This is a genomic window from Clostridium phoceensis, from assembly GCF_001244495.1.
GTDB classification, from domain to species: Bacteria; Bacillota; Clostridia; order Oscillospirales; family Oscillospiraceae; genus Lawsonibacter; species Lawsonibacter asaccharolyticus.
Genome location: NZ_LN866274.1, coordinates 2,308,394 through 2,315,188, shown reverse-complemented (window position 1 = coordinate 2,315,188; position 6,795 = coordinate 2,308,394). Strand labels below are relative to the sequence as shown.

Sequence of the window (6,795 nt, the reverse complement as noted above, 5' to 3'; positions counted from 1 at the left end):
CCTTTCCCTTCCGCGCCGCTCTCCCGATCAAACCCCCCCAGAGGGCGGGGCGGGTCTGGCCCTTTCTCTTAACCACACCTCCGCCCCCCCGCCCCATTCCCCGCCAGCAGCTCCGCCGCCGCCCGGTCGAACTCCTCCCGCCCGGCCCGGAAGAGGGCCTCCGCCCGTTCCGCCGGAGGGTCCCCGGCGGCCAGGCCCACCAGGGCTAGGCAGAGCAGCGAGGCGGCCAGCAGAGAGGCCAGCGCCCTCTTTTCCCTCCGCTCCATCCCGCTCTCCCTCCTCAGGTGTCAAATTCCAGATAGGACAGGGTGGCGGCGGCGCTGTCGTACACCGCCAGGGTGTAGTTGAATGAGGATCGCTGGAACATACTGCCCTCCCGGTCCTCCTGCCGGTCCAGCAGATACCACCATCCGCGCTCCGGCACCGTCCAGCCCGCCAGCTCCGCCGCCCCGCCCCGGTAGAGGAAGGACTCCATCTTATCGTCCATGGGGAAGGGGTTCCACCTGCCCGAGGGATGGTGGGACACCGCCTCCTCCACCCGGGCCCCGTCCTCCGGGGAGAAGGTCAGCTCCGTGTGGAGCAGGCCGTCCCCGTGGAAGCCGCCGTGGTCGTCATAGGTGTCCGTTGTCTGGGCCGTGGGGAGCTCCAGCTCCAGCTCCCGGGCCACATAGTCCCCCGGGCCGGGCCTCCAGATGGCGCTCCACAGCATCAGAAGGACCAGCAGAATGGGCAACGCCTTCATCGGTCTCCCTCCTCCGGCACGAATTCCAGAATATCCCCGGGCTGGCAGTCCAGGGCGGCACAGATGGCCTCCAGAGTGGAAAAGCGGATAGCCCTCGCCTTGTTGTTCTTTAGGATGGACAGGTTGGCCATGGTGATGTCCACTTTCTGGGCCAGCTCCCCCAGGGACATCTTGCGCCTGGCCATCATCACGTCCAGGTTGACTACGATCTTCATGCTCCGCCCCCTCAGATGGTCAGGTCCTGGTCCTCTTTCAGCTCCGCCGCCTGGCGGAACAGGGCAGACATCACCAGGAAAAGCAGGCCCGCCATCAGCGACACCGGAATGAACAAGGCTGTGAAGGTGAACAGCGGGGCTGCGCTCCTCAGCCGCAGGAACCACACCGCCATCCGCACTGCCGCCAGCAGGGCGATGCCCCAGCAGCTGGCCGCCGCCCGCTTCATGGACCGGGCATTGGACCGCTGAAAGGGAGTCTGGACGATGATCGTGGACAGGATGCACCGGGCCTGCCACAGGAGCACGGCGGTACAGATGCCGCAGCCCAGGAAAAAGGCCGCGCTCCACCACACCTCCGGCCCGTACCCCGACCAGTCGCCTCCCAGCATGGCCAGGGGCCGCACCACCAGGATCTCCCATGCGGGCACACCAGCCCCCAGCAGGGAGCGCATGGTCCCCATCAGGGAGCTGATGCTGGGGTGTCCCATCCCCATCCCCTCATAGGCCATCATGGTATAGCCCGGCACCAGAGGCAGGACCAGCAGATTGAAGACAAATACCGCCAGCACCATCCCATACAGGACCTTGGCCATGCGGACGACCACGTTGTGTTCCATGAGCGCGGCTCCCTCCTTTGTAATTGCCCATATCCTACCACCTTAAAACACGATTGTCAATATATTTTTATCGTTTTTCGATAAATTCAAAGGGAAAAGAAACCTCCGGACGGGGGAGTCCGGAGACGCATCCCTTCAAAAACCGCTCTCTCTTTCTCTCACCAGCGCACGCGGCGCCACACTGACTGTTCCTATTACAGAGATAACTGTTTCTTTTCCATTACTATCTCTGTTACTGTTACGGGGCCCTATTTGCACGGGATCGTACAACCAGAGCCCCCCGCCGCGCCGGGGTGAGGGGGCCGTCATCCCGCCAGTGCCCCGCCATAGCGCCGCAGCTCCTTCCGCCGCTGCCGCCAGTCCGGCATCAGCCGGTCCATCAGCCCGTAAAAGCCCGGCCCGTGGTCCGGGTGGACAAAGTGGACCAGCTCATGGAGGGCCACATAGTCCCGCAGGGTCTCCGGGCAGCGGGCCAGGGCGGTGTTCAGGGTGATGTAGCCCTGCCGCCAGTGGCAGTTGCCCCACTGGCTCTTCATACGGCGCAGCCTCAGCTCCGGCCAGGCCACCCCAAGGGGCTGCACCAGAGGATAGACCCGGTCCAGCGCCTCCCCCAGCAGCCGCAGGCACTCCCGCCGGGCGGGNGCCGCAGGCACCCCCCCCGGGCGGGCTCCGGCGGCAGCTCCGGCCCCGGGGCCCACTGCCGCTCCAGCGCCTGGATGATCCACCGGCATTTGGCCCGGACCATGGCGTCCGCCTCCTCTGCCGGGCAGCCCAGCGGCATCGACAGGCTCACCTGACCGTTCCGGACCCGGAGGTTGAGGTTTTTCACCCGCTTTCGGGTGAGCAGATAGGAGATGGGCCCCGCCGGAGTGTCCGTGATCCGCAGCTGCTCCATCCTGTTCCGCCCCCTCTCTGTACCCAGTCTTTCCATGGAGGATAACAGAATTTTGGAGAAAATGCAAGGGCGGTGAGTGCCTCAGCTCCGCCCGGTGTGCTCCCCCCATACCGCTCTCCCGGCGGCCGGTTCGGGTCGTACAACGGCGCCCCTCTCCTCAGCCCCTGTGCAGGGCGGCATATGCTGTGCCGGATGAGGAGGGCAATCGCCCCAGAAGGCCGGGCGGGTCTGGGCCTCGCCCCTGCACAGGGGCCGGGAGGGGTGCGCACCATACAGGGCCCGAAGCCACGGCACACGGCCCGTGGGCCGGCATTTCTCCCCAAACAAAGGCCGCGGGCGGCCTGACAGCCGCCCGCTTCTCCCATTTTATTTTCCCTGCTGGGCCCGCCAGAGGGCCTGGACCTGCGCCGTTCCCGCCGTGTACCATCCGGGCTCCTCCGCCGTCTCCACGGTTCCCGGCTCCGGCACCACGCTGCTCAGCACACCGGCGCCGCCGCCGCTGCCGTCCGGGGCTTTCAGCCCTTCAAACCAGCCGTAGTCCTCCGGGGTGCCCCCCACCAGGAAATAGTGGAGCACCCCCTCCCCGTCGGTGTAGGTGTGGACGTAGGGGGTGTCCTCGTCCACCAGATCGGTGATATCGGTCCGCTCGCCGCCGGCCACGAACCACAGCCGTCCCGCTTCCAGAGAGACCACCAGCGGCTCCCCATCTTCTCCCTTCCCGTCCGACATGGTGACGGACCCATAGCCCTCTCCGATGGTCACCTGGCCTCCGGAGGCCATCTGATAGATCCTCTCTCCCCAGGTCCAGGCCACCAGGCCCAGGCAGGCCGCCGCGGCCACGGCCGCGATCACGGCCCGGCGGAGCTTCCGTCTTCTCCGTCCGGCCACCTGTCCCAGCACCCGCTGGCGCACCCGCTCCCTATCCACCAGTCCCGGCTGGGGGACAGGCTCACTCTCCTGATCCTGATACTCGTTCATCAGGCTTGAGATTTTCAGCTTCTTCAACACAAAACCCCGCTTTCCGCAAATGTTCCTTCAGCTTTTCCCGGCCCCGGCGGAGCCGGGTCTTGGCGGTGGACGGGTTGAGCCCCATCTCCTCCGCCGCCCGGGCCACCGTCTGGCCGTAGTAGTAGTGCCGGACGAAGAGCTCCCGGTCCGGCCTCTCCAGCTCTCCCAGGGCCCGCCGGACCAGCTCCGCCTGCTCCCGCTCCTCCAGCAGGCGCTGGGGGCCGTCCTCCGCCAGACAGAGCACGTCCTCCTCCAGTGCCAGGACCTCCCGGCTGGCCCGCAGGCGGTTCAGCGCCCGGTTCCGGGCCACCTTTCCCAGCCAGCCCCGGATCTGCTCCGGGCGCAGCGCCTTCCGGTGCTCCCAGGCCGACAGGAACACGTCCGCTGTCAGCTCCTCCCAGTCCTGGGGCCGGCCGGGCAGCACCCGGGCGGCCACCGCGGCCACATAGGGGGTATAGCGGCTCATCAGCTCCTCCAGCCCCCGGGGGTCCCCCCGGCGCAGGGCCCGCCACATCTCCTGTTCCTGAATGGGTGTCACATCCTTTCCCTGAAACGCGTTTCACCCCTATAAACACAGAAGACGGGCTTTTGGTTTCAATTTGCGGCGTATTTGTCTGAATCTTGCCTACCAGCGGTCGTCCACCTTCTCCGCGAAGCCCAGAAGCTCCTTCAGCCGGACCGCCGTGCCGTCGTCCAGCACCGCGGTGCCGGTGAAGCTGCCGAACACCTGGTGCTGGCCGGACCGCACCACACCGGCACTGGGGCAGGCCGCCCGGTCCAGGATGGGGCGGAACTTCATCCGAAAGCGCCGGTCGTCGCTGTCGAAGGTCCAGGGGGCCAGGTAGTGCTCCCGTCCGTTCTTCCGTGGGATATGGAAGGTCACCTGGGAGAGCTTGTGGAGTTTCCCGCCATAAAACAGGGCGTTCTCCGTGGCGGCGGAGGTGTCTCCGAAGCCGTATCCGATGTTGAAGCCGAATGGGACCCCGTCCACCATGCCGGAGGCGGAGCCCCAGTACCAGGTGCTGCGGCAGGTCCACACCCCTCTGCCCCAGTCCAGCACCGCGAAGGAGTCCTCCGGGTCAAAGACATACTCCCGGTCCCCCAGAGTGACCTTTCCCTGGGCCCGCATGCAGTTGATCTTCTGGTTGAAATAGAACTGCCCCGGCTTTTCAAAGGGCGTGCACATCACGATGGACTCCTCCGGCTCCTGGGTGAGCAGGATCTGGGCGTCCAGCGCCTGCCCGTCCCGGAAGCGGTCCATATGGGCGTGGAGGGTGCGCCCCTCTCCCTCATGCTGGAACAGCAGGCCGTAGCCCCGCCCGGCCCTGGCGCAGCTGCCCCGGAGAGAGCTCTGGGGCAGCCCTGTCCCGCCCAGAGGCATGAGCCGCATGGGGCTGCGGGTCACCTGCCATCCCTCCCAGAGGTCGATCAGGGAGATGGAGTCCATCCCCATGTAGCGGTTGTCCGAAATGGTGAGGGCCAGGGCGCACTGGCGGTTCATCACCAGATAGCAGTCCCTCTCCTTCAGACGGAGAGGGCCGCCCCTCACCCTGGAGCGGTCGTACACAGGCAGCAGCCTCCGGGCCCACCCCGGCTGGGTCAGCTCCCCCTGCTCGTCCAGCAGCGGGATGGCCTGTGTGATCTCATGCTGCATCAGTCGTGCCTCCTTTCCGCCGGAGTCCCGCCGGCGTTCCACAGGGCTATTTTACCATCGATCTCAGGGAAAAGAAAGGGCCAACGGGGGCCGCACATCCGTGCGGCCCCCGTTGGAGACTCTCGAAAAAGGCACAAGTGCCTTTTTCGAGAAGAGGGCTGCATGGCGTGTGGGACTCGATTTCATGCGAAATAGTCGCCCCACCCGCCATGAGAAGTGTCATTTCCGAGGCTCATGTCCTCGGAAATGACGGATTTAAATTGAATTCCGTCGCCTGCGGGCGACGGAACTCTGCGAGGCTTCACGTGGGAGGGGGTTTTCGACAAGCTGCAGCGGGGGCCGCACATCCGTGCGGCCCCCGCTGGCCTTACCGGTACCGGGACAGGTCCAGCTGTTCCACCTCCGGCCCCTGCTGGAAATAATCCTGGTCCATATACAGTCCGAACATCCCGATCAGCGCCTCCAGGCACGGGGTCTCCACCCCCAGCTTCCGGCCCAGGCGCACATAGGGCACCAGGCCATAGGGCAGGTCCTCCGTAAGATACCGGTGGTCCAGGGTCCTGGGGCCCTTGGTGACGGAATAGGCCGGCGTGTTGTGCAGCACATTGTACAGGCTCTCCTGGGGCTCCGGCCAGAAGGAATTGAGCATCTCCAGCTCTGTGGGGGCGGACACGCCGCAGGCGCGGACCACCGCCACCCGCTCCCTGTCGATCTTCTCCATAAAGCTGGCCACCCTGGGGGTCACTCCTGTCCCGAAGAGCAGGAAGTCCTCCCCGTTCTCCATCCGGGTGATGTTGAACAGGGCCAGCGGCCCGTGGGAGATGGGGTTGGAGTTGTTCAGCGAGGTCTCCAGCACATTGGCCGCAGGGCACAGCTGAGGGAATACAGGGGCGAGCCGCTCCAGCACCCCGGCGGTATCCTCCGGCCTGACGCATGCCAGTCCCATGCTCTTTTTGACGGTCTTCAGATAGACCGCGTCCGGCGCGGGGGAGCTGCACAGGATCAGCTGTCCCCCCGTCTCCCCGATGGGGCAGCCCTTCCGCTCCGCCTCTGCTCCCAGCTCCATATCAAATTCCACCGCGCCCCAGCAGCAGTTGGTCACCAGGATGATCTGCCCCGGCCGCAGCACGCCCCTCAGCCCCGCCGCCAGCGGGCGGTGTCCCGCCGCCACCGTGCACACCAGGATCACGTCGCTGTCCCCGCAGTCCTCCAGCTGTGTGGTCACCGGGACAGGGAAGCGCCCCTCCACCACGCCGGTGGCGGAGATCCCCCGGGCCTGGATGGGCGCCAGCCGCTCCTGGCTCCGGTCATAGAGAAGGACCTGATGCCCCCCGTGGGACAAAAATGCGCTGTACGCCTTTCCGGTATTTCCCGCTCCCAAAATCGCAAACTTCATATTCTGCTTCCCCTACCTTTGAAAGTTTGCTCTATTAGAGCATAAAGCGGGGAATTTTTCAACTCCTCTCTTTCCGTGCATCTTCCCATCTTTGTGCGGAATATCCAAGATCTCACCCCCCGGGCCGCCTTATCCAGGCATATTCCCTCATGTTTTCCAGCCCCGGCCCCGGCTGAGAGCCTGACCACAAGCATGGGATGCAGAAGCATACAAAATTTATCCGCCGGTTTTAGACATTTTTTGCAGCTCCCCGGGCCGCTCTGGGGAA

The 6,795-nt window shown here is 65.4% G+C and carries 9 protein-coding genes; all 9 read right to left on the bottom strand.

Annotation, left to right across the window (positions count from 1 at the left end):
- Nucleotides 1-68: 68 nt before the first annotated feature.
- On the bottom strand, nucleotides 69-266 hold the full coding sequence (locus tag BN1969_RS11970) for a hypothetical protein (RefSeq protein WP_050624504.1): 198 nt from the start codon (nucleotides 264-266) through the stop codon (nucleotides 69-71).
- A 14-nt stretch (nucleotides 267-280) separates the two neighbouring features.
- A complete protein-coding gene (locus BN1969_RS11965) occupies nucleotides 281-742 on the bottom strand; it encodes a hypothetical protein (RefSeq protein ID WP_050624503.1) in 462 nt (153 codons plus the stop codon).
- Nucleotides 739-957 (bottom strand): helix-turn-helix domain-containing protein, encoded by a 219-nt coding sequence (locus BN1969_RS11960; RefSeq protein WP_050624502.1) that lies wholly within the window; start codon nucleotides 955-957, stop codon nucleotides 739-741. The genes BN1969_RS11965 and BN1969_RS11960 overlap by 4 nt, the downstream gene beginning before the upstream one ends.
- 11 nt (nucleotides 958-968) lie before the next feature.
- The gene (locus tag BN1969_RS11955; RefSeq protein WP_050624501.1) at nucleotides 969-1,574 is read right to left on the bottom strand and encodes a DUF2975 domain-containing protein; all 606 of its coding nucleotides are present in this window, start codon (nucleotides 1,572-1,574) and stop codon (nucleotides 969-971) included.
- A gap of 305 nt (nucleotides 1,575-1,879) precedes the next feature.
- Nucleotides 1,880-2,110: a M48 metallopeptidase family protein gene (locus BN1969_RS18025; RefSeq protein ID WP_050624500.1), complete on the bottom strand. Its 231-nt coding sequence runs from the start codon at nucleotides 2,108-2,110 to the stop codon at nucleotides 1,880-1,882.
- Between the two features lie 725 nt (nucleotides 2,111-2,835).
- On the bottom strand, nucleotides 2,836-3,474 hold the full coding sequence (locus BN1969_RS11940; RefSeq protein WP_147577090.1) for a hypothetical protein: 639 nt from the start codon (nucleotides 3,472-3,474) through the stop codon (nucleotides 2,836-2,838).
- Nucleotides 3,419-4,015: an RNA polymerase sigma factor gene (locus tag BN1969_RS11935; protein WP_242850336.1), complete on the bottom strand. Its 597-nt coding sequence runs from the start codon at nucleotides 4,013-4,015 to the stop codon at nucleotides 3,419-3,421. Before BN1969_RS11935 ends, BN1969_RS11940 begins: the two co-directional genes overlap by 56 nt.
- A gap of 87 nt (nucleotides 4,016-4,102) precedes the next feature.
- The gene (locus BN1969_RS11930; RefSeq protein ID WP_050624496.1) at nucleotides 4,103-5,131 is read right to left on the bottom strand and encodes a DUF2804 domain-containing protein; all 1,029 of its coding nucleotides are present in this window, start codon (nucleotides 5,129-5,131) and stop codon (nucleotides 4,103-4,105) included.
- Between the two features lie 367 nt (nucleotides 5,132-5,498).
- Nucleotides 5,499-6,527 carry an NAD/NADP octopine/nopaline dehydrogenase family protein gene (locus BN1969_RS11925; RefSeq protein WP_050624495.1) on the bottom strand — a complete coding sequence of 343 codons (1,029 nt, stop codon included), beginning with the start codon at nucleotides 6,525-6,527 and terminating at the stop codon, nucleotides 5,499-5,501.
- Nucleotides 6,528-6,795 lie beyond the last annotated feature (268 nt).

Excerpts from the sequence above, each read along its gene's own strand:
- BN1969_RS11965 (WP_050624503.1), bottom strand. The coding sequence starts at position 742 with ATGAAGGCGTTGCCCATTCTGCTGGTCCTTCTGATGCTGTGGAGCGCC.
- BN1969_RS11925 (WP_050624495.1), bottom strand. The coding sequence starts at position 6,527 with ATGAAGTTTGCGATTTTGGGAGCGGGAAATACCGGAAAGGCGTACAGC.
- BN1969_RS18025 (WP_050624500.1), bottom strand. The coding sequence starts at position 2,110 with ATGAAGAGCCAGTGGGGCAACTGCCACTGGCGGCAGGGCTACATCACC.
- BN1969_RS11970 (WP_050624504.1), bottom strand. The coding sequence starts at position 266 with ATGGAGCGGAGGGAAAAGAGGGCGCTGGCCTCTCTGCTGGCCGCCTCG.
- BN1969_RS11960 (WP_050624502.1), bottom strand. The coding sequence starts at position 957 with ATGAAGATCGTAGTCAACCTGGACGTGATGATGGCCAGGCGCAAGATG.
- BN1969_RS11955 (WP_050624501.1), bottom strand. The coding sequence starts at position 1,574 with ATGGAACACAACGTGGTCGTCCGCATGGCCAAGGTCCTGTATGGGATG.
- BN1969_RS11930 (WP_050624496.1), bottom strand. The coding sequence starts at position 5,131 with ATGCAGCATGAGATCACACAGGCCATCCCGCTGCTGGACGAGCAGGGG.